This is a genomic window from Streptomyces diversicolor, from assembly GCF_057537855.1.
The window spans coordinates 104,405-127,305 of sequence record NZ_BAAJXA010000006.1; the positions used below are offsets into that span (position 1 = coordinate 104,405).

21 protein-coding genes are annotated in these 22,901 nt (G+C 74.7%); 13 read left to right on the forward strand and 8 right to left on the reverse strand.

Going from position 1 to position 22,901, the window contains the following annotated elements; genetic code table 11:
* Positions 1-47: 47 nt before the first annotated feature.
* The 3 genes from AC27LF_RS08880 to AC27LF_RS08890 all read left to right on the forward strand — a co-directional run bounded on the left by AC27LF_RS08880 (position 48) and on the right by AC27LF_RS08890 (position 2,931).
* Positions 48-737 carry a TetR/AcrR family transcriptional regulator gene (locus tag AC27LF_RS08880; RefSeq protein WP_479661497.1) on the forward strand — a complete coding sequence of 230 codons (690 nt, stop codon included), beginning with the start codon at positions 48-50 and terminating at the stop codon, positions 735-737.
* A 296-nt stretch (positions 738-1,033) separates the two neighbouring features.
* Positions 1,034-2,269, forward strand: coding sequence for a sensor histidine kinase (locus tag AC27LF_RS08885; RefSeq protein WP_479661496.1), 1,236 nt, complete (start codon positions 1,034-1,036; stop codon positions 2,267-2,269).
* Positions 2,266-2,931: a response regulator transcription factor gene (locus tag AC27LF_RS08890; RefSeq protein ID WP_479661495.1), complete on the forward strand. Its 666-nt coding sequence runs from the start codon at positions 2,266-2,268 to the stop codon at positions 2,929-2,931. The genes AC27LF_RS08885 and AC27LF_RS08890 overlap by 4 nt, the downstream gene beginning before the upstream one ends.
* 110 nt (positions 2,932-3,041) lie before the next feature.
* On the opposite strand, the gene AC27LF_RS08895 is transcribed toward AC27LF_RS08890, so the two are convergent.
* Complete coding sequence (locus AC27LF_RS08895; protein ID WP_479661494.1) at positions 3,042-4,565, reverse strand: MFS transporter; 1,524 nt, start codon at positions 4,563-4,565, stop codon at positions 3,042-3,044.
* A gap of 84 nt (positions 4,566-4,649) precedes the next feature.
* Between AC27LF_RS08895 and AC27LF_RS08900 the strand changes: the two genes are divergently transcribed.
* Positions 4,650-5,042 carry a MarR family winged helix-turn-helix transcriptional regulator gene (locus AC27LF_RS08900; RefSeq protein ID WP_479661493.1) on the forward strand — a complete coding sequence of 131 codons (393 nt, stop codon included), beginning with the start codon at positions 4,650-4,652 and terminating at the stop codon, positions 5,040-5,042.
* 10 nt (positions 5,043-5,052) lie between these two features.
* Here AC27LF_RS08900 and AC27LF_RS08905 read toward each other — a convergent pair whose 3' ends face one another.
* Positions 5,053-5,799: a maleylpyruvate isomerase family mycothiol-dependent enzyme gene (locus AC27LF_RS08905; protein WP_479661492.1), complete on the reverse strand. Its 747-nt coding sequence runs from the start codon at positions 5,797-5,799 to the stop codon at positions 5,053-5,055.
* A gap of 283 nt (positions 5,800-6,082) precedes the next feature.
* Positions 6,083-7,249 carry an MFS transporter gene (locus AC27LF_RS08910; RefSeq protein ID WP_479661501.1) on the reverse strand — a complete coding sequence of 389 codons (1,167 nt, stop codon included), beginning with the start codon at positions 7,247-7,249 and terminating at the stop codon, positions 6,083-6,085.
* 593 nt (positions 7,250-7,842) lie between these two features.
* On the opposite strand from AC27LF_RS08910, the gene AC27LF_RS08915 reads away from it, so the two are divergent.
* Positions 7,843-8,238, forward strand: a complete 396-nt coding sequence (locus tag AC27LF_RS08915; protein WP_479661491.1) for a luciferase domain-containing protein — start codon at positions 7,843-7,845, stop codon at positions 8,236-8,238.
* Positions 8,239-8,325: 87 nt separating this feature from the next.
* Here the strand turns inward: AC27LF_RS08915 and AC27LF_RS08920 are convergent, their stop codons facing one another.
* Positions 8,326-9,105, reverse strand: coding sequence for a DeoR/GlpR family DNA-binding transcription regulator (locus AC27LF_RS08920; RefSeq protein WP_479661490.1), 780 nt, complete (start codon positions 9,103-9,105; stop codon positions 8,326-8,328).
* 136 nt (positions 9,106-9,241) lie between these two features.
* Here AC27LF_RS08920 and AC27LF_RS08925 point away from each other — a divergent pair, with 136 nt between their 5' ends.
* Together AC27LF_RS08925 and AC27LF_RS08930 are read left to right on the forward strand one after the other, a co-directional pair.
* Complete coding sequence (locus tag AC27LF_RS08925; protein ID WP_479661489.1) at positions 9,242-10,123, forward strand: SIS domain-containing protein; 882 nt, start codon at positions 9,242-9,244, stop codon at positions 10,121-10,123.
* Between the two features lie 21 nt (positions 10,124-10,144).
* Complete coding sequence (locus tag AC27LF_RS08930) at positions 10,145-11,014, forward strand: class II fructose-bisphosphate aldolase (protein WP_479661488.1); 870 nt, start codon at positions 10,145-10,147, stop codon at positions 11,012-11,014.
* Positions 11,015-11,771: 757 nt separating this feature from the next.
* Here the strand turns inward: AC27LF_RS08930 and AC27LF_RS08935 are convergent.
* Positions 11,772-12,905: a methyltransferase gene (locus tag AC27LF_RS08935; protein ID WP_479661500.1), complete on the reverse strand. Its 1,134-nt coding sequence runs from the start codon at positions 12,903-12,905 to the stop codon at positions 11,772-11,774.
* Between the two features lie 145 nt (positions 12,906-13,050).
* Here AC27LF_RS08935 and AC27LF_RS08940 point away from each other — a divergent pair, with 145 nt between their 5' ends.
* The 5 genes from AC27LF_RS08940 to AC27LF_RS08960 all read left to right on the forward strand — a co-directional run bounded on the left by AC27LF_RS08940 (position 13,051) and on the right by AC27LF_RS08960 (position 19,411).
* Complete coding sequence (locus AC27LF_RS08940; protein ID WP_479661487.1) at positions 13,051-13,701, forward strand: alpha-ketoglutarate-dependent dioxygenase AlkB family protein; 651 nt, start codon at positions 13,051-13,053, stop codon at positions 13,699-13,701.
* Positions 13,702-13,749: 48 nt separating this feature from the next.
* The gene (locus AC27LF_RS08945; RefSeq protein ID WP_479661486.1) at positions 13,750-14,997 is read left to right on the forward strand and encodes an ROK family protein; all 1,248 of its coding nucleotides are present in this window, start codon (positions 13,750-13,752) and stop codon (positions 14,995-14,997) included.
* A gap of 819 nt (positions 14,998-15,816) precedes the next feature.
* Positions 15,817-16,107 carry an SHOCT domain-containing protein gene (locus AC27LF_RS08950; RefSeq protein ID WP_479661485.1) on the forward strand — a complete coding sequence of 97 codons (291 nt, stop codon included), beginning with the start codon at positions 15,817-15,819 and terminating at the stop codon, positions 16,105-16,107.
* The gene (locus AC27LF_RS08955) at positions 16,104-16,853 is read left to right on the forward strand and encodes an ABC transporter ATP-binding protein (RefSeq protein ID WP_479661484.1); all 750 of its coding nucleotides are present in this window, start codon (positions 16,104-16,106) and stop codon (positions 16,851-16,853) included. Before AC27LF_RS08950 ends, AC27LF_RS08955 begins: the two co-directional genes overlap by 4 nt.
* Positions 16,850-19,411: an ABC transporter permease gene (locus tag AC27LF_RS08960; RefSeq protein WP_479661483.1), complete on the forward strand. Its 2,562-nt coding sequence runs from the start codon at positions 16,850-16,852 to the stop codon at positions 19,409-19,411. Before AC27LF_RS08955 ends, AC27LF_RS08960 begins: the two co-directional genes overlap by 4 nt.
* Before the next feature lie 26 nt (positions 19,412-19,437).
* On the opposite strand, the gene AC27LF_RS08965 is transcribed toward AC27LF_RS08960, so the two are convergent.
* A complete protein-coding gene (locus AC27LF_RS08965; RefSeq protein ID WP_479661482.1) occupies positions 19,438-19,983 on the reverse strand; it encodes an ATP-binding protein in 546 nt (181 codons plus the stop codon).
* Positions 19,984-20,164: 181 nt separating this feature from the next.
* Positions 20,165-20,488 (reverse strand): hypothetical protein, encoded by a 324-nt coding sequence (locus AC27LF_RS08970; protein ID WP_479661481.1) that lies wholly within the window; start codon positions 20,486-20,488, stop codon positions 20,165-20,167.
* Between the two features lie 359 nt (positions 20,489-20,847).
* Here AC27LF_RS08970 and AC27LF_RS08975 point away from each other — a divergent pair, with 359 nt between their 5' ends.
* Positions 20,848-21,972: a PLP-dependent cysteine synthase family protein gene (locus AC27LF_RS08975; protein WP_404026670.1), complete on the forward strand. Its 1,125-nt coding sequence runs from the start codon at positions 20,848-20,850 to the stop codon at positions 21,970-21,972.
* Between the two features lie 404 nt (positions 21,973-22,376).
* On the opposite strand, the gene AC27LF_RS08980 is transcribed toward AC27LF_RS08975, so the two are convergent.
* Positions 22,377-22,868, reverse strand: coding sequence for an SRPBCC family protein (locus AC27LF_RS08980; protein ID WP_479661480.1), 492 nt, complete (start codon positions 22,866-22,868; stop codon positions 22,377-22,379).
* Positions 22,869-22,901 lie beyond the last annotated feature (33 nt).

Here is a 22,901-nt window from a genome sequence, read left to right on the forward strand (position 1 = left end):
GCTCACTTTTGTGTGCACTGCTCTGACTTCGTGGCACACTGCTGCGTATGAGGACCGCACAGGGCGCCCGTGCGCGGGCCAGGATGGAAGTCACCGCGGCCATCAAGGACGCGGCCCGCAGACAACTCGCCGCCGAGGGGGCCGGCAAGCTCTCGCTGCGGGCCGTGGCCCGCGAACTCGGCATGGTCTCCTCCGCGGTGTACCGCTACTTCCCGAGCCGCGACGACCTGCTGACCGCGCTCATCATCGACGCGTACGACTCCATCGGCGCGTGCGCGGAGCGGGCCCGCGACGACGCGGCAGCCGACGCCGGGCCGGTGCCCCGCTGGGTCGCGGTGTGCACGGCCGTGCGCGGCTGGGCGCTCGCCCATCCGCACGAGTACGCGCTGATCTACGGCTCGCCGGTGCCGGGCTACACGGCTCCCCGGACGACCCTTCCGCCCGCCTCCCGGATCGGCGCCGTCCTCATCGGCATCATCCGTGACGCCCACCGGGGCCCCGGCCTCGTCGGCCTCGGCCTGCCCGACGCACTGCACCCCGAGGCCGAGCGGCTGGTCGCCGACCTCGCGCCCGAGCTGCCGCCCGAGGCGGGCACGGCGCTCGTCGCGGGCTGGGCACAGCTCTTCGGGCTGGTGAGCTTCGAGGTGTTCGGCCAGTTCAACCGGCTCGTGGAGGACCGCGAGCGCTTCTTCGCCCACGCCGCGACAGGACTGGCACACACGGTGGGGCTGCGGTAGGCCGCCAGGTACACGGTTCGGCGGCGCCCCGAAGGGGCGCGGGGCTGTATCGATGTGCGGCTCCGCCGCGATGGGGGCCCCTCTGTTCGAGCGAAGCCGAGAACGTGGGGGAGCGACCAGCCACGACGGTGCCGCGGACAACCGACGGCCCAGCGCGGCACATCCGGCAGAGCGCTGAGCATGGGCCACTGAGCCCGCACGGTGCCCGGGGGCGAGGCCGTACTTCTGCGGGAGTACGCGGGGTCACCCCGCTCGGCTGACGTCCGCCGCCGCCCGCTGCGTCTAGCGTGGCCGTCATGGAGGAGCAGCGGGTGCGCGGGCACGGTCCGGCGCAGTGGTGGCGGTACGGGCCGCCGTGGTGGCAGCGTACGGACGACGCCGAGCCGCCGCGCGTCCGCCTGCCGTGGCGCTCCACCGCGCTGCTCACCGCCGTCGTCCTGGTCGGCTCGAACTTCGCGGCGCACGGCCAGCCCGACCGGGAGCCGCTGGACGTCTACGCGCGCGTCCTGCTCCTGATCGCCTCGGGCCTGCTGCTGTGGCGTCACCGCCACCCGGTGGCCGTCGTCGTCGGCACCGCCGCGGCCACCCTGGTCTACCTGGGCGCCGGCTACCCGTACGGGCCGGTCTTCCTGACCGTCGCCGCGAGCTGTGTCACCGCCGTCGTCGCCGGTCACCGCCGGGCCGCCTGGACGTCCGTGGGGCTGCTGTGGGCCGGGCACGTGCTGATCGCGCTCTGGCTCTACCGCCGGCTCCCGCCGCCGGGCGACACGGGCGGCAGCATCGACCAGGAGATCGTGATCGCCACCTGGATCCTGGCCATCGGCGCGCTGTCCGAACTGGCCCGGGTGCGGCGCGAACAGTGGGTGCGGGAGCGGGCCGACCGCGCCCAGGCCGCCCGGCGGCGCGCGGACGAGGAACGGCTGCGGATCGCCCGGGAACTGCACGACGTCCTCGCGCACAGCATCTCCGTCATCAACGTCCAGGCGGGCATGGGGCTCGCGCTCCTGGACAGCGACCCCGAGCAGGCCCGCGCGGCCCTGACCACCATCAAGTCCGCCAGCAGGGAAGCGCTCGGGGAGGTGCGGCAGGTGCTGGACACGCTGCGTGCCCCGGGCGCCGCCCCGCGCGCCCCCGCGCCGGGCCTCGACCGGCTGCCGGAACTGGTGGAGCAGGCGGCGGGCGCGGGGCTCGCCGTCGAGATCGAGGGCGCGGCGCCGCGGCTCGCGCCGGGCGCCGATCTGGCCGCGTTCCGCATCGTCCAGGAGGCCCTGACCAACGTGGTGCGGCACTCGGGTTCGCGGCACGCGCGCGTGCGGTTCGACCACGACGCCGGCTGCCTGCGGCTGCGCGTCGACGACGACGGCCCCGCGACCGGCGCCGACGCCGGCGGCAGCGGCAACGGGCTGGCCGGAATGCGCGAGCGGGCCGCCGCCCTCGGTGGCACGATCGAGGCGGGCGCGCGCCCCGACGGCGGCTTCCGGGTGCTCGCCGTACTGCCGTTGCGGGCCGAGTCCGAAGGGGGCGAACGGTGATCCGGGTACTGCTCGCCGACGACCAGGTCCTGGTGCGGGCCGGGTTCCGGGCGCTGCTCGACGCACAGCCGGACATCGAGGTGGCAGGCGAGGCAGCCGACGGCGCTCAGGCGCTGGCCGAGGTGCGCGCACTGCGCCCGGACGTCGTCCTGATGGACATCCGCATGCCGCTGCTCGACGGGCTGGCCGCCACCCGCCGCATCACCGGGGAGCCGGAGCTGCGGGACGTCAAGGTGGTCATGCTCACCACCTTCGAACTCGACGAGTACGTCTTCGAGGCGATCCGCTCCGGTGCCTCCGGTTTCCTGGTCAAGGACACCGAGCCGGACGAACTGGTGCGCGCCGTGCGGGCGGTGGTTCAGGGCGACGCACTGCTGTCGCCGGGGGTGACCCGCCGCCTCATCGCCGAGTTCGCCGCCCGGTCCAAGCAGCCCGCGGACGCCGACGAACTGGCCCGGCTCACCGAGCGGGAACGGGAGGTGATGGCCCTGGTCGGCATCGGCCTGTCGAACGAGGAGATCGCCCGCCGCCTGGTGGTCAGCCCGCTCACCGCGAAGACCCATGTGAGCCGCACCATGGTCAAGCTGGGCGCCCGCGACCGCGCCCAACTGGTCGTGCTGGCCTATGAGTCGGGGCTGGTGCGCCCGGGCTGGCTGGGCTGAGCCCCGGGCCGCCGGCCGGGCGCAGTCGGCAGCCCCGGGGAGCGAAAGGCCGCACCGGGGCCCGGCCGGTCCACGGCGCGGCGCGCCGCGGCCGGGCCCCGGCGGAGCGTTCAGTCGCGGACCGGCACGCGGGCGGTGTCCGCCTCGGCCGCCGCGCCCCCGTCGTACGACGTGCCCGCCTCGCCGGCCTCGTCCGCCGCGGACCTCGCGACCACCAGCGAGGCCCGGGCGCGCCGGCCGCGCACACCCGTGAGGGCGATCAGCAGGCCGGCCAGGGCGACACCGGTGACGACCATGAACCCGGGCCGGTAGCTGTCGAGCACCGCCTGCGGCGTCGGGTCGGCGGGCGCGCCCGCGGTGACCGCCGCGGTCACGATCGCCAGGAAGATCGCGCCGCCCACCTGGACCGAGGTGTTCAGCAGCCCCGAGACCATGCCCTGTTCGTGGTCCGCGACGCCGTTGGTGGCCTGGATGTTGAGCGAGGGGAAGACCAGCGCGCAGGCCGCGCCGATCAGCAGCATCGACGGCAGCACGACGGCCGCGTACACCGGATCGAGGTCGACGCGCAGGAACAGCGCGTACCCGACGACCATCAGCGCGAAGCCCGTCGCGATCAGCCGCGGGGTGCCGAACCGGTCGACGATCGAGCCGACCTTCGTCGAGGACACCGCCACCAGCGCGCCCGCCGGCAGGAAGGCGAGCGCGGTGTGCAGCGCCGACCAACCGAGCAGCGACTGCATGTAGAGGGTGGTCAGGAACTGGAAGCCGACGTACGACCCGAAGAAGGCCACCGCGCCGAGCTGGGCGCGGACCTGGCTGCCCGAGCGCAGCACGCCGAGCCGGATCAACGGACCCGCCGAGCGCCGCTCCACCAGGACGAACACGGTCAGCAGCGCGGCGACCGCGAGGAAGGACAGCAGGGTGCGGCCCGAGGTCCAGCCGGCCTCGGGTGCCTGGACGACGGTGAACACGAGCAGCAGCATCGACGCGGTGCCGAGGACGGCACCGGGCAGGTCGTAGCCGTCGTGGTCGCGCTCGCGTGCGCTGCGCGGCAGCAGCCGCAGGCCGGCCAGCAGCGCGGCCAGTGCGATGGGCGCGGGCAGCAGCATCGTCAGCCGCCAACTGGCCTCGGTGAGCAGCCCGGACAGCACCAGGCCCATGGAGAACCCGGTGGCCGCGCACGTGGTGTAGATGGACAGGGCGCGGTTGCGCAGCGGGCCCTCGGGGAACGTGGTGGTGATGATCGACAGGCCCGCGGGCGCCGTGAACGCCGCGCTGAGGCCCTTGATGAAGCGGCTGGCGATCAGCAGCGGTCCCGAGTCGACCAGGCCGCCGAGCAGGGAGGCGAGCGCGAACACGGCCAGGGCCACCAGGAACACCTGGCGCCTGCCGAGCAGATCGGCGGTGCGTCCGCCGAGCAGCAGCAGCCCGCCGTACCCCAGGATGTAGCCGCTGACGATCCATTGCAGTGTCGACGTGGACAGATGGAGATCGGAGCCGATGGACGGCAGTGCGACGCCGACCATCGACACGTCGAGCGCGTCGAGGAACATGGCGGCGCAGAGCACGAGCAGCGTGCCCCACAGCCGGGGGGTCCAGCGTCCCTCGGACGCGGCGGTGAGCGGAGAGGTCATGCGGCGAGGCTACATGCACGTGCATTGAATGCAAACGCATTTAATGTGGACGAAACAAAGTCGCTTCTCTGCTACCGTGCGTTCATGGCGGGGAAGAAGGCCGAGCAGGCGCTCGTGGACCGTTGGCGGGACATCCTGGCACTGCACGCGCGCACCCAGTGCGAACTCGACCGCGCGCTGCACGGACACGGCCTGTGCGCCAGCGACTTCGAGGTGCTGGACCTGCTGTCCCAGGCCGCCGGTGCGGACCGCGGCTGCTCGCTGCGCGTCCAGGAGATCTCCGAGCGGATCCACCTCAGCCAGAGCGCGCTGTCCCGGCTGATCGCCCGCCTGGAACGGGACGGCCTCGTCGAACGCGCCATGTGCGCGGAGGACCGCCGGGGCGTACGCGTGGCCCTCACGGCGAAGGGGCGCGCGCTGCACGGACAGGTGCTGCCGGTGCAGCGCGCGGTGCTGACCCGGATGCTGGCGGGCTGACCGGCCGCCGTCAGATCGCCGACTTCTCCCGCCACAGCGCGGCCAGCGCCGCGTCCCCGGTGACGCTCGGCACCGTACCCCGGTTCCACAGCGCGAGGTACAACCGGTCGGCGGGACCGGCCAGTTCGGCATCCGCCCGCCCTGATGCGGCCCGCACGGTCACCGGCGGCCGGTCCGACAGCCGCACACTCCACACCGCGCCGCCGGTGGCGTCCGCCGTCTCGGCCCGCACCCGCAGCAGACGCGGCTCGTCGGTGCGCACCCGGCTCCTCGCGCGGGCGTGGAAGCCGCACAGCAACTCGTCGATTCCGTCGACCGCGAACTCGGGGGTGATCGGGGAGGCGGGACCGCCGCGCGCCGCCTCGGCGTCGTAGCGGTGCACGGTCGTCTCATGGGCCTGCCGGCGCGCCCAGAAGGCCGGCGGCGACGGGGACGGCAGGGGGAGGAAGGTCCAGCACGCCACATCGGGCGGTGCGGCGGCCAGCGTGTCCACGAGCCTGCGGTGGCTGTCGCGGTACCAGCTCACCAAGGCGTCCCCGTCCAGGTCGGGCGGGTCCCCGAGCGGGCGCGGGCCGGTGTGCGCGTCGGCGACGAAACCCGCCGCCCATCGGTGCACGGCCCCCGTGTGCCGCAGCAGATCGCGCACGCGCCACTTCGGGCAGGTCGGCACCTCGGCGTCGGTGCCCGCCGCCTCCGCCGCCTCGGCCAGCAGCCGGCCCTCCCGGTCCAGGATCCGGACGAACTCCGCGGTCTCCATGGGGTGAGTGTGCCGGACGCGGCCGGGGGTGGGGTGCGGTTCGCTGGTCTGTGCGGGTGCGTTGTGGCTTGGCGGGCCGTTCTCCGCGCCTTCGGGTGGGCCGGCCCTTGCGCTTGTTTGTGAGGTGCCGTGGGGGTGCGGGGGTCCGGTCCGTGCGGGTGCGTTGTGGCCCGGCGCGCAGTTCCTCGCGCCCCTGGGCGGGCCGGCCTGGCGCGTGTTTGTCAAGCCCCGTCGGCGATGTACCGGCCCCTGCCCTCAGGGGCGTACCGGCTGCTTCTCCGGGTCAGCCGGGCACGGTGTGCCGGGTTGTCGCGCCGATGAGCGCCGCCGCGGCCGCCAGCACCGCGACGCTGGTGAGCGCGGCCGGCAGTGAGAACCAGTCCGCCATGAAGCCGATCGCGGGCGGCCCGAGGAGCATGCCGCCGTACCCCAGGGTGGAGGCGATCGCGACGCCGCTCGGACCGGCGAGCGTCCCGGCCCCCTGCACGGCGACCGGGAAGAGATTGGCGAGGCCGAGACCGGCGACGGCGAAGCCGATCAGGGCCGCCCACGCGGCGGGGGCGAGCGAGCCCACCAGCATGCCGGCCGCCGCGACGGTGCCGCCCGCGACCACGGTCCTGGTGCGGCCCAGGCGCTCCAGCAGGGTCGTACCCGTCAGGCGCCCCACGGTCATGGCGAGCGCGAAGCACGAGTAACCGGCCGCCGCGACGCCCGGCGAGGTGTCCAGGTCCTGTTCGAGGTGGAGGGCGCCCCAGTCGGCCATGGCGCCCTCGCCGTAGGCCGTGCACAGTGCGATCAGACCGAAGACGACCACCAGTCCGCGGGTCCGGCGGTCCAGGCGCCGCGGCGCCCTGTCCGCCTCGACCTGGGCGCGCTCGGGCGGGCGCGGCGGCTCGTGCCGCAGCAGCGTGGGCCCCGCGGCGGCGGTCACCAGCAGCCCCACGACGGTCAGGCCGAGCAGATGCCGCGTGGGGGACAAGGATCCGGCGACCAGGCCGCCGAGCCCGGCGCCGATCATGCCGCCGAGGCTGAAGGCCGCGTGGAAGCTCGGCATGACCGGCCGCCGCAGCGCGGCGATCAGGTCGACGGCGGCGCTGTTGAAGGCGACGTTGATCCCGCCGTAGGCGGCGCCGAACACCAGCAGGACGCCGCCCAGCGCGAGCGCCGAGTGGGTCAGCGGGGGAAGGGCGACGCTGAGCGAGAGCAGGACGGCGCAGACGACGGTGACCGGATGGGCGCCGAAGCGGCGGCACAGGCGTCCGGTGAGGGTCATCGTGACGACGGCACCCGCCGAGACCCCGAGCAGGGCGAGGCCCAGCGTGCTCGCGGAGGCGTCGGTCTGCTGCTTGATGGCGGGGATGCGGACGACCCAGCCCGCGAAGACGAAGCCGTCGAGGGCGAAGAACGCGGTGATCGCCACGCGCAGCCGGGTCAGCGTGTCACCCGGCACGGCGCTGTGCGGACGGGTTTTGTTTATCAGCGGCACAAAGTCAGGCTAGGGGCGCGGCGGAAACGGGGCAAGGGCGGCGGCGGGCGGGGGCGGCCGGACCGGTGCCGGGTGCCCGTCAGGCCGTCGCCACCAGCAGTTCCCCACCGCTGGACGGCCAAGACTGTCCGTCGGCGAAGCAGCCCTCGGACGGCTCGGTGCCGCACCCGCCCACCGACGTCCCGTACGACGGCGATCCCCCGACCGGGACAGGACGGCCCGCGGCTGTACAGCGCCCTGCAGGGGCGCGGGGAACTGTGCGCCCAGCCGCACCCCACCCGCACCCGGCCATCGACATCCGGGACCACGACGAGCACCCGACTCCGCGGCCGGTTGCGTCTGATCCGTTTCCGTCACGGGGCTTCCCCTTTCCGCTCGGGGACCGGCCGGGGCGCCGGTCGTGGGCCGTCTCCGGCCTCCAGTGTCGGGCACGGCGGGCCCGCCGCCCGCCGTATGCGCGCTCGTCGCCGGTCCGTGTGTTCGGAATATGGGATACAGGTCGGTTAATGCTTGCGCACGTGCTGGTTGCGGAACGGTGAGCAGTCCATGATGGGCCCATGACGTTGGCCTCGCGCGCTCTCGCGCAACTGGCGACCTGGCCCGATCTGAGACGGGCGGCGCCGAGCTGCGGCCTGGGCCAGGCACTCCGCTCCGCACAGGGCGAGATCGCCCACTTCCACTCGGACCGGGATGTCGACCTGCTGCTGACGGACCGTGCCATCCGGCGGTTCGCCAAGGACCTCAGGGACACCGGAGCGATCCGTATCGTGCCCGGCTCGCAGTGGGTGACGATACGTCTCGACGCCGCGAGCGACGTCGACCTGGTGCTGACCCTGGCCAGCGTCGCCCTCCAGGCCCAGCTGGTCTGGCCCGACCCCGTCGGCCGGCCCCTGCTCGGCTGCAACGACCAGCGGGGCGCCGGGTTCGTACGGGCCGATCCCGGCGGCATCTGAGGCGGTCGACGCCACCAGCCGCGCCGTGCGGGCACCGCTTCCGGCGCCGCCTCTCGCACCGCCGTACGGTGTGCCCCGGTGTGCCGTTCACACGGCGAGGACCTGGATCCCCGCCTCCTCGAACAGCTGCACCGTCTGCGGTGCCACCGCCGCGTCCGTGACGAGCGTGTCCACGTCCTCGGCCGCGCAGATCCGGGCGAACGCCCGCTGCCCCAGCTTGCTGGAGTCGGCGGCGACCACCACCCGCTCGGCGCGCTCGCACAGCAGCCGGTTGGTGGCCGCCTCCGCCTCGTCGTGCGCCGCGGCGCCGTGCGCGACGTCGAAGGCGACCACCCCGAGCACCGCCACGTCCAGCGTGATCTGGCCGAGCACCCCGTCCGCGAGCGGGCCGATCAGCTCGTACGACTGCGGTCGTGCGACCCCGCCGGTCACCACGATCTTGAACTGGGGCCGCACGGCCAGCTCGTTGGCGATGTTGAGCGCGTTGGTGACGACCGTCAGCGCCGGCGAACCCGCGGCGAGGTCGGCGCGCACGGCCAGGGCGCGGGCCACCTCCGTCGTGGTGGTGCCGCCGGTCAGGCCCACCGCCTCGCCGGGCGCGACGAGAGCGGCCACCGCCCGGGCGATACGCTGCTTCTCCGAGGCCCGGCGGGCGGTCTTGTAGCGCAGCGGCAGCTCGTAGGAGACGCCGTGCACCACCGCACCGCCCCGGGTGCGCACCAGCATCTGCTGCTCGGCGAGCTGGTCGAAGTCGCGCCGGATCGTCGCCGCCGAGACCTCCAGCTCGGCCGCCGCCTCCTCGACGTCCAACCGGCCACGCTCGACGAGCAGTTCCAGCAGCGCCTTCCAGCGGGCGTCGCGCGACATCCGCAGCCTCCGTCATCCCGTCCCGTTGTCCGTCCTGCGGTGACCCTAGCGCACCGATCCCGACATTGGATGCTTGATTGTGCTCGAAATTTCGCTATATCTTGCAGGAACACGCAGAGCGATGGAGGGGTACGGCATGACCCATGTCGAGGACGAGCTGAACAGCCAGCCCGAGTGCTGGACGCGCGCGGCGCAGGCGGCGCCGGGGCACGGCGGGGCGCTGCCCGCGGCGGGGGAGCGGGTCGCGATCGTCGGCTGCGGCACCTCGTACTTCATGGCACAGGCCGCCGCCGCCCTGCGCGAGGGCGCCGGCCAGGGCGAGACGGACGCCTTCGCCGCGTCCGAGTTCCCCTACGGCCGCGCGTACGACCGGGTCGTCGCGCTCACCCGCTCCGGCACCACCACCGAGGTGCTGGACCTGCTGGCACGGCTGCACGGCCGCACCCGCACCACCGCCGTCACCGCCGACCCGGACACCCCCGTGCGGACGGCCGCCGACGACGTCGTGGTGCTGGACTTCGCCGACGAACGCTCCGTCGTGCAGACCCGGTTCGCCACCACCGCGCTCACCCTGCTCCGCGCCCACCTGGGCCTGCACACCGACGCCGTCGTCGCCGACGCCCGTGCCGCGCTGTCCGCCCCGCTGCCCGAAGGGCTGGTCGACTGCACGCAGTTCACCTTCCTCGGCCGCGGCTGGACCGTCGGCCTCGCGAACGAGGCCGGGCTGAAGATGCGCGAGGCCGCACTGGCCTGGACCGAGGCGTACCCGGCGATGGAGTACCGGCACGGCCCCATCAGCATCACCACCAGCACCACGGCGACCTGGATGTTCGGCGAGGCGCCCGACGGCCTCGCCGAACAGGTGCGCGGCACGGGCGGCCGGTGGATCGAGGGCACGCTCGACCCGCTGGCCGAACTCGTCCGCGCCCAGCGGCTCGCGGTGGCCGTCGCCGCCCACCGGGGCCTCGACCCGGACCGGCCGCGCCATCTCACCCGCTCCGTGATCCTCGCCCCCTGACCCGCGCCGTAAGGAGTAGCCGTGCCCTTCGCAGCCACCGGCGACCTGGTCGCCCGCGCCGCCGGAACACGTTCCGCCGTCGCCGCGTTCAACGTCATCACCCTGGAGCACATCGAAGCCGTCGTGGCGGGGGCCGAGGCGGCCGGCGCGCCCGTGATCCTCCAAGTCAGCGAGAACGCGGTCAGGTTCCGGCACGGCCGGCTGCTGCCGCTGGCCCGCGCGGCCGTCGCCGCCGCGGAAGCGGCCGGCACACCGGTCGCCCTGCACCTCGACCATGTGCAGAGCGACGACCTGCTGCGCCAGACGTCCGGGGCCCGGTTCGGCTCCGTGATGTACGACGCGGCCCGTCTGCCGTACGCCGAGAACCTGGCCGCCACCCGGGCCGCCGCGGACTGGGCGCACGCGGAAGGACTGTGGATCGAGGCCGAGTTGGGCGAGGTGGGCGGCAAGGAGGGGCAGGGCGGCGGGGCGCCGCTGGACGCCCATGCGCCCGGCGCCCGCACCGACCCCGACGAGGCCCGCGCCTTCGTCGCCGACACCGGCGTCGACGCCCTCGCCGTCGCCGTCGGCAGCGTGCACGCCATGACCAGCCGCACCGCGGCCCTCGACCACGAACTGCTCGGGCGGCTCGCCGCCGCCGTGCCCGTCCCGCTCGTCCTGCACGGCTCCTCCGGGGTGCCGGACGACGAACTGGTCGCGGCCGTCGCGGGCGGCATCGCCAAGGTCAACGTCGGCACCGCCCTGAACGTGGCGATGACCGGCGCGATCCGCGACTTCCTCGCCGCCCACCCCGAGGCCGTCGACCCACGCAAGTACCTCGCCGCCGGCCGGGACGCCATGGCCCGAGAGGTGACACGGATCGTACGCGTCCTGACCCACCCGCGCCCCTGACGGCGGCGCCCCTGGCGCGCACACGCCCGCACCTGCCTGCCCCCGAGGGCGCGGGGATCGGGCGCACGCGCAGGCATCGATCTGCACCGCCTGCTCGCCGGTGCCCCAGGGGGCGGGCATCAGGCGCACGCCCGCACCGACCTGCCCCGCCTGTTCGTCGGCTCCGACGGTGCGGGCATCGGGCGCACGCGCCCGGACCCCGGCGCGCCGCCCCTCGTGGCGCCCGCCGGGGTGCGCGGCGTCACCCCTGCAACACCTTCCTCGGCCGCGGCCACGGCCCTGACTCGACTCCGCCACCGCCCGGATTCGGCCCCAGCCGCCGCCCGGACTCGGCCGCGGCCACGGCCCGTTGGGGCCTCGCCCCGGTCCGCCCCGGCCGGGACGCCATGACCCGCGGGGTGACACCAATCGTGCGCGTCCTCACCCCTCCGGGCGCCTGACGGACCCCTGGCGCGCACACGCCCGCATCAACCTGACCCGGCGGCCGGGTCCAAGAACCGGTCCGCAGCGCGATCAGGCCCGCCGGACAGATCCGCACCGCCCTGCGGTTGGAGACCCGCCTGTTCGCCGGCCGCGTCCACCGCCCCGGACTCGGCCGCGGCCACCGCTCGTTGGGGTCTCGACCCCGGCCGCTGCGGACCCGGCCCCGGTCCGTTCGCGTTGGTGCCGCGTGCCTCGTCCGGCTTCTGGCCGTGTGCCTTCGGTCAGCCGGGTCGACGTGAACTCGGCGCTGTACTTGCGGCGTTGTGCGGGGTGGCTAGGGTTTGACGGCCTTCAGTACCACGAACTTCGGGTCTGCGGCCACGAGTCGGCTGTCGCCGAACAGGCGCCGCAGCTTCACGTGGTAGCCGAGGTGCCGGTTGCCGACCACCCACAACTCGCCGCCCGGCCGCAGCGCGCGCCGCGCCCCGGTGAACATCCGCCACGCGGTCGCGTCCGTGAGCGCCTGATGGGAGTGGAACGGCGGATTGGTGAGCACGACGTCCACACTGTCCGCCGGCACCCCGGACAGCCCGTCCCCGACCCGGAACTCGGCCTGCCCGGACAGCCCGTTGGCCCGGTAGGTCGCCTCCGCCGACGCCACCGCCTGGAACGACTCGTCCACGAACAGCACGTCGGCCTCGGGATTGCCGAGCGCCACCGCCGTGCCGACGACGCCGTTGCCGCAGCCCAGGTCCACGACCCTGCGGGCGCCCCGGCCGTCCGGCAGATGCCGCAGGAAGAACCGGGTGCCGATGTCGAGCCGGTCCGCGCAGAACACGCCCGCGTGGTTGACGACGGGGCGCCCGGAGGCCGCTCCGATGCCGTCGGGCAGCGTGTAGCGGTACGGCCACGGCCCGGCGGGGCGCGCCAGGGACGGGTCCGGAGCGCACAGGATCAGCCGCGCCTTCTGCTCGGCCGGCGTGGTACGGGTCGGGCCGATGATCCGCTCGAACAACCGGAGCGTCGAGGTGTGGATCTCCTTGACCATGCCGGCGCCCACGACGACCGTGCCCGCGTGCACGGCGGGCGCGAGCCGCAACAACTGGTCCTCCAGCAGGGCCAGGCTCTTCGGCACCCGCACGAGCAGCACGTCGACGCGGTCGGGCGGCGGATCCTGGGTGGTCAGCAGACGCACCGCGCCCGGCCGCACCCCGGCCCGCGCGAGGTTCGCCCGGGTCGCCTCCTGGGCGAGGAAGGAGTCGGTGATCTGCACCGGCCGGTGCTCCGCCAACGCCGTCACCAGCGCGCCCCAGCGGTCGCCGACGACCACGACCGTGCCGGTCAGCGGGACCTGCCGCCCGGCCAGATGCCGCAGCAGATACGCGTCGGACGCGTCCCAGGCACGCAGCCGGTCACGCGGATCCTCGGGGAAACGGGACAGCGCGAACGCGCCCCACGGGGTGGTCATACGGTCGTTCATCGTGCGTCCAATCTAAGCGCTCCGCGGGACGGGCCGCGCCGCGCCGCCGGCCGCGCCGCGGCGGCATCGTGGCCGGTCGCGCCGTTCCCCGCGCATCTTCGGGCACCGGGGCCGGTCGGGCAGGATGGAACCCATGGAGGCGGAACTGTTTCCCAGAGCGCGGCTTGAGATCGCGCCGGGCGCCGTGCACGTGCCGGACTGGCTGGACACCGGCCGCCAGGGCGAGCTGCTGACGGCGTGCCGCGCGTGGGCGCGCCCGCCGGCCGGACTGCGCACCGTCCGCACGCCCGGCGGCGGCACCATGACCGCGCGCCAGGTGTGCCTGGGCAGGCACTGGTATCCGTACGGCTACGCGCGCACCGCCGTCGACGGCGACGGTGCCCCGGTGAAGCCCTTCCCCGCCTGGCTGGACGAGCTGGGCCGCCGCGCGGTGGCCGACGCGCTCGGCCCGACGGCCGTCGGGCCGGCGCCGTACGACATCGCGCTGATCAACTTCTACGACGGCGACGCCCGCATGGGCATGCACCGCGACGCCGACGAGGACTCCGACGCGCCGGTGGTGTCGCTGAGCCTCGGCGACAGCTGCGTCTTCCGCTTCGGCAACACCGCGACCCGGACGAAGCCGTACACGGACGTCGAGTTGCGCAGCGGCGACCTGTTCGTCTTCGGCGGCGCGTCCCGCCTCGCGTACCACGGGGTGCCCCGGGTCCACCCGGGCACGGCACCGCCCGCGCTGGGTCTGACCGGGCGGCTGAACGTCACGCTGCGGGTGAGCGGCTTCTAGGTTGCGCTACCGGCCGCGGCGTATCGGGATCATGGGAGACTCGGCCCCATGAGTGGCAAGGCGGACCCCCGGGCGGCGGGGGAAGGGACCACCTCAAGGACGCGGCTGGACCGCGGGCGCGGGGCGCTCGGACCCGCGTTGGAACTCGTGCACACCGGACGGGCGCCGACCCGGGCCGTGCTCACCGCCGAACTGGGCGTGACCCGGGCGACCGCCGGCGCGGTGGCCGCCGAACTGGAGGCGCTGGGCCTGATCCGGGTCGACCCCCGGCCGGCCGCGGCGGCCGGCTCCCAGGGCCGTCCCTCGCACCGGCTGTCCGTCGCCGAGGACGGGCCCGTGGCGCTCGCCGCGCAGGTGCACGCCGACGGGTTCCGGGCCGCGCTGGTCGGCCTCGGCGGGCGGATCGTGGCCACCGCTCCGGGCTGCGGGACCGTCGCCGCCGACCCGGCGAAGGTGCTTCGCTCGGTGGTCGAGACGGGCGCCGATCTGCTCCGGGCCACGGGCCGCCGCTGTGTCGGCGCCGGGCTCGCCGTGCCGTCCGCGGTGGCCGAACCGGACGGGCTTGCCCTCAACCCGCTGCACCTCGCCTGGCCGGTGGGCGCACCGGTGCGCCGCATCTTCGCCCAGTGCGTGCGGGCCGCCGGGATCACCGGTCCGGCGTTCGCGGCCAACGACGTCAACCTCGCCGCGCTCGCCGAGCACCGGCACGGCGCGGGCCGCGGCGCGCGCGACCTGCTGTGCGTGGCCACCGGCCACCGCGGCGTGGGCGGTGCGCTGGTCCTCGACGGGCGTCTGCACACGGGCAGTTCGGGCCTGGCGCTGGAGGTCGGCCACCTCACGGTGAACCCCGAGGGCCGCCCCTGCCACTGCGGCAGCCGCGGCTGCCTCGATGTGGAGGCGGATCCGCTGGCGCTGCTCGTCGAGGCGGGCCGCACCCCCGGCCCCGAGGTGTCCCTGCTCCAGCAGGCCGACGACCTCGTCCGCAACCACTACGCCGACCCGGCCGTCCGCGCCGCGGCCGAGGCGCTGATCGACCGTCTGGGGCTCGGCCTCGCGGGTCTGGTGAACATCCTCAACCCGGATCGGATCATCCTCGGCGGCCTGCACCGCACCCTCCTGTACGCCGACCCGGACCGGCTGCGCGCCGTGGTCGCCGACCGCAGCCTGTGGGGCCAGAGCGGCGGCGTCCCGATCCTGCCCTGCACCCTCGACCACAACAGCCTGGTCGGCGCGGCGGAACTGGCCTGGCAACCGGTCCTGGACGACCCCCTGACAGCCCTCCCCGAACCAGCCTGACCAAGGCGCGACACCCTTCCCGCGCACCGGGCCCCACCGGTTGGCAGCCGCGCCCCGCAGCCGCCTCCCGGTGCTGGTGTGCGTCCTCGGGCCCGGCCCGCCGCTGGATGGCGAGGGCCCGCCTTCGGGTGTCCGCCACGATGCCCGAGCCGACCTGACGCAGGCGCGGGCGGTTTCCCGCGCGGTCGGCGCCGCCGGTGGGGATCTGTGTCCCGCGGGTCCTCCCGGCGCGGGGCGCGCGTCTTGCCGGTTCTGCCCGCCGGTGGGCGGCGAGGGCCCGCCTTCGGGTGTCCGTCGCTCCCGCGGGCCTCCCGGCGCGGGCGGGCGTCTTGTGGCCCTGGCCGCCGGTCGACGGCGAGAGCCCGCCCCTGATGTCCGCCACGGACCGCTCGACCCCTTCGCGCGGACCGTCGCCGTCGGCCGCCCTCGCGCCCGGCCCCGGGGAGCGTCCGTGCGGCCTCCGCCGGCCGGTGGCGTGCTGGGTGCAGGCCGCGGCGGGCGTAGGCCGGTGGGTGCGGGGTGCGGGGTGCGGGGTGCGGGGTGCGGGGTGCGGGGTGCGGGGTGCGGGGTGCGGGGTGCGGGGTGCGGGGCGGGAGAGGGCGTCCTCCGGTGGGTGCGCGGGGCGCCGGGCGGCGGCTGTCGCATGTGCCGCGGGCGGCAACCACCCGGTCGGGCGCACCCCGGGAAGCAGCCGCTCCCATCCCGCGTACTCCCTGGGAGGTAGCCGTACTGCCGCTGGTCGTACGACGACCGGGGTCCCTCCCCGGAGCGAGTCTGTGAAGCACCCCCGACTCGCTCGCGCGAAGGAGATGACCCGAGATGCACACCCTGGCGAACTGGGACGGCGGTCCCGGCCCGTGGATCCTGTTCTTCCCGCTGTTCTGGGCGGCCGTCGTGATCGGCGCCGCGACCGTGCTGCGCCGCACCGTACGGCGCGGGCGCGGCGCGCCCTGGTGGCCCGCGGACGCCGGACGCCCGGCGGCCGACTCGCCGATCACGGTCCTCGGCCGGCGCTTCGCCACCGGCGAGATCGACGAGGACGAGTACTGGCGCCGGCTCTCCGTCCTGGACGAGCGGTTCGGCCGCGTGGGCAAGGACGGTGCCGCGTGACCGCCACGACCACCGCTCGCACCGCCGCGCGGGTCGCGGGCGGCGTCAAGGTCTACGGCCGCGGCGACACCGCCGTACGCGCCCTGGACGGCGTGGACGTCGACTTCCCGGCCGGCCGCTTCACCGCGATCATGGGACCCTCGGGCTCCGGCAAATCCACCCTGATGCACTGCGCCGCCGGACTCGACACGCTCACTTCGGGCGCCGCCTTCATCGGCGGCACCGAACTCGGCGCCCTGGACGACCGCCGCCTCACCCTGCTCCGCCGCGACCGGGTCGGGTTCGTCTTCCAGGCGTTCAATCTGGTGCCGACACTGACCGTCGCGGAGAACATCACCCTCCCGCTGGACCTGGCGGGCGGCGGGGGCGACCCGGAGTGGATCGACGCGCTCATCGACGTCGTCGGGCTGCGCGACCGGCTGCGCCACCGCCCCGCCGAACTCTCCGGCGGCCAGCAGCAACGCGTCGCCGTCGCCCGGGCGTTCGCCGGCCGCCCCGACGTCGTCTTCGCCGACGAGCCGACCGGCAACCTGGACTCCCGCTCCGGCGCGGAAGTCCTCGGCCTTCTCGGCCGCGCGGTACGGCAGATGGACCGCACGGTCGTCATGGTCACCCATGACCCGGTCGCCGCGGCCCACGCCGACGAGGTCGTCTTCCTCGCGGACGGCCGCCTCGTCGACCGCCTGCCCTCGCCGACCGCCGACACCGTCCTGGACCGTATGAAGGCCTTCGAGGTGCGGTCGTGAACAGCTCCGTACGCCTGAGCCTCGCCTCGCTGCGCGCCCACCCGCGCCGCTTCGCAGGCACGTTCCTCGCGGTGTTCCTCGGCGTCGCCTTCCTCGCCGGCACCCTGGTCATGGGCGACACGCTGCGCGCGAGCTTCGGCTCGATGTTCGGCGACGCGACCGCGGGCACGGACGCCGTCGTGCGGGGCGCCGACGCCATCACCACGCCCGGCGAGGCCCAGGGTGTGCGCAGCCCCGTCGACACGGCCCTGGTCACGACCCTGGAACGGGTACCCGGCGTCGCGGCTGCCGCGCCCAGCATCCAGGGCGCGGGCCAACTGCTCGGCGCCGACGGCCGACCCGTCGGCGGCCAGGGCCCGCCCACCCTCGCCGGCAACTGGATCACCGACCCGCGGCTCAACCCCTACCGGCTCGCCGAGGGCCGGCTCCCGGTGAGGCACGGCGAGGTGGTCGTCAACCGGGGCGCCGCCGCCAAGGGCGGCCTGAAGATCGGTGACACCACGACGCTGCGCACCCCGGGTCCGGTCCGGGTGACGATCGTCGGGCTCGCCACCTTCGGCGGCGCGGACGGCATGGCGCAGGTGACGTTCACCGGCATGACACAGGCGGACGCCGAGAAGTACCTCACCGCACAGCCGGGCAAGGCGGCGAGCATCCAGGTGCGGGCCGGGCCCGGGGTGAGCCAGCGTGAACTCGTCGACCGGCTGACTCCCGTGCTGCCCAAGGGAGTCGAGGCCATCACCGGTCAGGCGTCGGCGCAGGAGAACACCGACATGATCTCCGGTCAGTTCCTCGGTGTGTTCACCACCTTCCTGCTGGTGTTCTCCTCAGTCGCCCTGCTCGTGGCGACCTTCTCCATCCACAACACCTTCGCCATCGTCGTCGCCCAACGCACCCGTGAGAACGCCCTGTTGCGAGCGCTGGGCGCCGCACGCGGCCAGGTCACGGCGGCCACCCTGGTGGAAGCGGGCGCCGTCGCCGCGTTGGCATCCCTCGCCGGACTCGCCGGCGGCCTCGGGATCGCCGCCGGGCTGCAGGCCCTCTTCCCGGCCATCGGATTCCCCTTCCCCGAAGGAGACTTGGTCGTCAGGGCCACGTCGCTGACGCTGCCGCTCGCGGTCGGGGTGGTGGTCTGTCTCGGCTCCGCGCTGCTGCCCGCCGTACGGGCCGGGCGCACCGCTCCGCTGGCCGCGCTGCGCGAGAGTGCCGTCGACACGTCGGGGGCCTCCCGGCCGCGCGCGGTCGTCGGCGCTCTCCTCGCGGCGTCGGCGCTCGCGACGACGCTCGTCGGCGTCCTGGTCACCCCGTCGGTGTGGCCGGCCGGACTCGGCGCGACGGCGGCGCTGGTGTCGTTCGTGGTGCTCGGACCGGTCGCCGCCACCACCGCCGTACGCGTCCTCGGCGTACCCCTTCACCGGCTGCGCGGCGTCACCGGCTCGCTCGCCCGGCGCAACGCGCTGCGCAGTCCGCGGCGGACGGCCGCCACCGCGAGCGCGCTGATGATCGGCGTGGCCGTGGTCTCGCTGTTCACCGTGTTCGGTGCCTCGCTGAAGGCCACCATGGACGAGACCGTGGCCCGGTCCTTCGCGGGTGATGTCGCCGTGAGCACCCCGTCGTTCGGGGCGGGCGGCAGCGGGCTGAGCCCGGGGCTCGCCCCGGCGCTGCAACGGCTGCCCGAGGTCGGCACCGCCGTCGGGCTCGGCCGCGGCGTGGCCGAAGTGAACGGCAGCGGACGGGCGCTGACCGTCACCGACCCGGCCGCGCTCGCCCGCACCTTCGACCTCGGCACGGTCAGCGGATCGCTGCGCGGCCTCGGCGCCGACGGCATCGCGGTCACCCGGAAGGAGGCCGACCGGCAGGGTCTGGCCCTGGGCGGCACCGCCCGGCTCGCCTTCGCCGACGGCACCCGGGCGGACTTCACCGTGCGCGCGCTCTACGGCCGTTCGGAACTCGCCGGCGACTATGTGATCACCCGGGCGGCGTGGGCGCCGCACCGCACCCAGGACTCCGACCGCCTGGTCGCGGTGTCCTTCAAGGACGGCGTGAGCGCGGACACCGGGAGGGCCGCGGTGGTGAGGGCCGCCGCGCGGTACGGTGATCCCCAGGTGCAGACCCGCGAGGAGTACGCGCGGTCGTCGGCCGGCGGCATCGACATGATGCTGACGCTCGTCTACGCGCTGCTCGCGCTCGCGGTGTTCATCGCCCTGCTCGGCATCGCCAACACCCTGACGCTCGCCGTCCACGAACGCACCCGCGAGCTGGGCCTGCTCAGGGCCGTGGGCCAGACCCGGCCGCAGCTGCGGGCCATGGTCCGCTGGGAGTCGGTCCTGGTCGCCGCCTTCGGCACGGTCGGCGGGCTCGGCCTCGGCGCGTTCCTCGGCTGGGTGCTGGTGCGGGCGGCGGACGGCGCGAGCGGCAGTTCCTTCGCCTTCGCGCTCGCGCCGGGGCGGCTCGCGGTGGTCGCGCTGGTGGGCCTGGCCGCCGGAGGGCTCGCGGGACTGCGTCCGGCCCGGCGGGCGGCCCGCCTGGACGTGCTGCGGGCCATCGCCGCCGAGTGACGGGCCAGAGGGAGGTCACCGCCCGGTCAGCCGGCAACGGCCGACCGGGCGGGAGCACGTGGCGCGGCGGCGGGCGCGCAGCCGACGGGTTCGACCTCCGCGGGTCGGGGGGCGGGCCGTTCCCGGGCCGTGCCGCGCGGAGCGCCCGCCCGCTGCGGTTTCGCCTCCGCGCGCGCCGGGAGCGTGAACCACACGACCTTCCCCTCGTCGCCGTCCGGTCGCGCGCCCCAGCTCTCGCTCAGCGCGGCCACCATGGCGAGGCCGCGCCCCGAGGTGTCCAGCGGTGCGACGTCCTTGAGGTCGGCCGCCACGGGCAGCCGCGGATCGTGGTCGCGCACGGAGACCGTGAGCCGGTCGGGCAGCAGCTCGATCTCCACGGTGCACGACTTGTCGGGCCGGGCGTGCTGGTGGACGTTGGTCAACAACTCCGTGACACCGAGCGCCGCCCGGTCGATCAACGGGTCCAGATGCCAGTAGCGCAACTGCGCAGATACGATTCTGCGGATCTGGCCGATCCGCGACGGCAGGGCTTGCAGCTCCACCGTGCAGTGCCTGCTTGGGTGACTGATCACGGCTGCGACTCCCCGACATGAGGTCCGGAAGAACACGGAGTACGGATCCAGCGAGCGGCCCGCCTCCACGGTCGCCTGCTGTCATGTCCGGCGGGCTGGTTCACAGCGTTATCGCCGGTAAACCCAGAGTGACGTGAGACCAGAGTGACCCAGGACACAGAAGTGCGCAACTCGCCGTGACTCAGTCCCCGCGGCCCGCGGCCCGGCGCACCGCCTCGATGAACCGGCGCGCCGCGGGCGGCCCGGAGCGGCCGGGCGCGGGGTCCTCGTCGCCCAGCGTCAGCACGTACCGGTGGCCGTTGATGTCGGCAAGCGCCCGGTCGTCCGGGGCGAACCAGGGCTTGGAGGCGCGCACCGCCTGGACCGGCGCGCTGTCGATCTCGCTGCCGTAGCTGGTGAGCAGTTCCACCCGGCCGTCGCTGATCCGCACCTGCCCGGCCCGGGTGAGCGACCGCAGCCGCTTGTCTATCCGCACGCCCGTGGCCGTGAACTCCGGCTCCGCCATCCTTCCCCGCCCCCTCGCGTCTCTCGCCCGCCGGACCGGGACCCCGCCCCGGGCGGGACCGCTGTCGTCCGGCTCGTTCCGTGATCCATTGTGCGCCTTCGCGCGGGGTGCGGCCCCCGCACCCCGAGCAGTCTGCCCGCACCCGGCGCCGAGCACCAGTGCGCGAAGTCCCCACGGGGGGCGCGCACGGAGCACGGGCGCGCCATGCGCCCCCAGCGAGACGGCCGCACCACCCCCCGGCCGCCTTTGAGCTGCCCAAAGGGCTGTTTATGCAGGTGGGAAGCGGTGCGCGGGCTGCTTATGATGCGAGGGGCCGGACGCCGTGGGCGTCGGCGGCACGCAGTGTAAGGAGCCACGTCGTGAGCACCACCCCGCAGACCCGGACCGGCGAGACCCTGGACGCCGACCGCAGCGACGCCGCCTACCGCGCCTGGCTGAAGGAGGCCGTCCGCAAGGTCCAGGCCGACGCCAACCGCTCCGCCGACACCCATCTGCTGCGCTTCCCGCTGCCCGAGGGCTGGGGCATCGACCTCTATCTGAAGGACGAGTCGACCCACCCCACCGGCAGTCTCAAGCACCGGCTGGCGCGCTCGCTGTTCCTGTACGGCCTGTGCAACGGCTGGATCCGGCCCGGCCGGCCGGTGATCGAGGCGTCCAGCGGTTCGACGGCCGTGTCCGAGGCGTACTTCGCCAAGCTGATCGGCGTGCCCTTCATCGCGGTCATGCCCCGCACGACCAGCGCCGAGAAGTGCCGCCTCATCGAGTTCCACGGCGGGCAGTGCCACTTCGTCGACGACTCACGGAAGATGTACGAGGAGTCGGCCCGGCTCGCGGTGGAGACCGGCGGTCACTACATGGACCAGTTCACCTACGCCGAGCGGGCCACGGACTGGCGCGGCAACAACAACATCGCCGAATCGATCTTCCGGCAGCTGGAGCTGGAGCGGTTCCCGGAGCCGGCGTGGATCGTGGCCACCGCGGGCACGGGCGGCACCTCGGCGACGATCGCGCGCTATGTGCACTACATGCAGTACGACACCCGCGTCTGCGTCGCCGACCCGGAGAACTCGTGCTTCTTCGAGGGCTGGACCACCGGCGATCCGGACGTCACCTGCGACTGCGGCTCGCGCATCGAGGGCATCGGCCGGCCCCGCATGGAGCCGAGCTTCGTGCCCGGCGCCATCGACCGCATGATGAAGGTCCCGGACGCGGCCAGCGTCGCCGCCGTACGGGCCCTTGACCGGGTCATCGGCCGCAAGGCGGGCGGCTCGACGGGCACCGGCCTGTGGAGCGCGCTCAAGATCGTCTCCGAGATGGTCGCCGAGGGGAGCACCGGAAGCGTGGTCACCCTGCTGTGCGACCCGGGGGACCGCTACCTCGACAAGTACTACTCGGACACCTGGCTGCGCGAGCAGGGCCTGGACATCGGACCGTACACATCCGCGATCGACACCCTGCTGACGACGGGAGCATGGCCGCGCTGAGCCCCGGCGCAGGCAGCGGAGCACCGCCGCGGCCCCGGCCGTGGCCCTGATCCGGTGGTCCTGGGCCGCGTTCTCCTGGCCCCGGGACCCGCAGCGTGACGGTGCGCCGCCGGTTTCCTGCCCGCGGAAGGCCGCGCGCGCGGCGGCAGGAGCGTCGGCCACCGGGCGCGTACGGTCGCCGTCCGTCAGATCGTGACGGCCGCCGCCGTCCGTGGGGTCGTTCTCGACGCGGACGGTGCCGCTGGACGCGGACCCGCCGCTGGACGCGGTCCCGCCAGGGCGCGGGTCAGGCGGATTCGGTCTGTGGCGCGGCTCCGCTCGTTCGGTGGGCGGGTGCGGGGCACGGCGCCGGGGGCCCGGCCAACCGGGGCGGTGCCCAGCGGAGTTCGGTCACGGAGCGGTGCCTACGCGGGGGTGGGGTCCGGAGGGCTTCGGTGGGTCAGGCGGTGGTCCAGCGCGGTGACCGCGGTGCGGAGCGCGCGGCCGACGCCGGGGCGGGCCAGCCGGGCGACGGCGCGGAAGATTCCCGTCCCGTCGAGGGCGAACGTCATCCGCACGAGGGTGCCGGTGCCCGCCGGGGCGAGCCGCCACTGCTCGACCCAGGCGCGGGCGCCCGGCGTGTTCGTCACGTCGACGCGGTACGCGTACACCTCGAAAGCCCGCGCCGCGATCACCGACTCCTGGAACCGCGTGCCGCCCCGCAGCCGGATCTCCCGCCCGCCCTCGGTCGCCCGGGCGGACGTCACCGCCGAGAACCACTGCGGCCAGCCGGACACGTCCTCGGCGAGCGCCCGGAACACGGCGCCCGGCGCCGCGGCCATCTCGTGCGTGAACTCCAGGCGTACCGGGGCCGTTTTGACGAAGTCGATCCCCACCGGGCGCAGACCGTGAGCCATGGCCGCGAATCTCCTCGCGAAATCCCTTGGAAC